1 rRNA gene (cut by a window edge) is annotated in these 1,243 nt (G+C 56.5%); it reads left to right on the top strand.

Going from position 1 to position 1,243, the window contains the following annotated elements:
- Positions 1-1,196: ribosomal RNA gene (locus tag ABT137_RS50805) — 23S ribosomal RNA — on the top strand (it extends 1,356 nt beyond the left edge of the window).
- The last annotated feature ends 47 nt before the right edge of the window (positions 1,197-1,243 follow it).

The following is a 1,243-nucleotide window of genomic DNA, read 5'->3' as shown; positions in this document are numbered from 1 at the left end:
ACCTGGTGAGAGCACTTGCTGTTCGAGCTGGGGGTGGCCGCAGAGACCAGCGAGAAGCGACTGTTTACTAAAAACACAGGTCCGTGCGAAGCCGTAAGGCGATGTATACGGACTGACGCCTGCCCGGTGCTGGAACGTTAAGGGGACCGGTTAGCTCCATTTCGGTGGGGCGAAGCTGAGAACTTAAGCGCCAGTAAACGGCGGTGGTAACTATAACCATCCTAAGGTAGCGAAATTCCTTGTCGGGTAAGTTCCGACCTGCACGAATGGCGTAACGACTTCTCGACTGTCTCAACCATAGGCCCGGTGAAATTGCACTACGAGTAAAGATGCTCGTTTCGCGCAGCAGGACGGAAAGACCCCGGGACCTTTACTACAGTTTGATATTGGTGTTCGGTTCGGCTTGTGTAGGATAGCTGGGAGACTTTGAACTCCGGACGCCAGTTCGGGGGGAGTCGTCGTTGAAATACCAGTCTGGTCGTGCTGGATGTCTAACCTGGGTCCGTGATCCGGATCAGGGACAGTGTCTGATGGGTAGTTTAACTGGGGCGGTTGCCTCCTAAAGAGTAACGGAGGCGCCCAAAGGTTCCCTCAGCCTGGTTGGCAATCAGGTGTTGAGTGTAAGTGCACAAGGGAGCTTGACTGTGAGACCGACGGGTCGAGCAGGGACGAAAGTCGGGACTAGTGATCCGGCGGTGGCTTGTGGAAGCGCCGTCGCTCAACGGATAAAAGGTACCCCGGGGATAACAGGCTGATCTTCCCCAAGAGTCCATATCGACGGGATGGTTTGGCACCTCGATGTCGGCTCGTCGCATCCTGGGGCTGGAGTCGGTCCCAAGGGTTGGGCTGTTCGCCCATTAAAGCGGTACGCGAGCTGGGTTTAGAACGTCGTGAGACAGTTCGGTCCCTATCCGCTGCGCGCGCAGGAATATTGAGAAGGGCTGTCCCTAGTACGAGAGGACCGGGACGGACGAACCTCTGGTGTGCCAGTTGTTCTGCCAAGGGCATGGCTGGTTGGCTACGTTCGGGAGGGATAACCGCTGAAAGCATCTAAGCGGGAAGCCTGCTTCGAGATGAGTATTCCCACCCACTTGATGGGGTAAGGCTCCCAGTAGACGACTGGGTTGATAGGCCGGATCTGGAAGCCCAGTAATGGGTGGAGGTGACCGGTACTAATAGGCCGAGGGCTTGTCCTCAGTTGCTCGCGTCCACTGTGTTGGTTCTGAAACCACGAACAGCCCCA

Source organism: Streptomyces sp. NPDC001980 (assembly GCF_040296885.1).
In the GTDB taxonomy this organism is placed as follows: Bacteria; Actinomycetota; Actinomycetes; order Streptomycetales; family Streptomycetaceae; genus Streptomyces.
The sequence above is the reverse complement of the archived record's forward strand: the minus strand, read 5'-3'. Positions and strand labels throughout refer to the sequence as shown.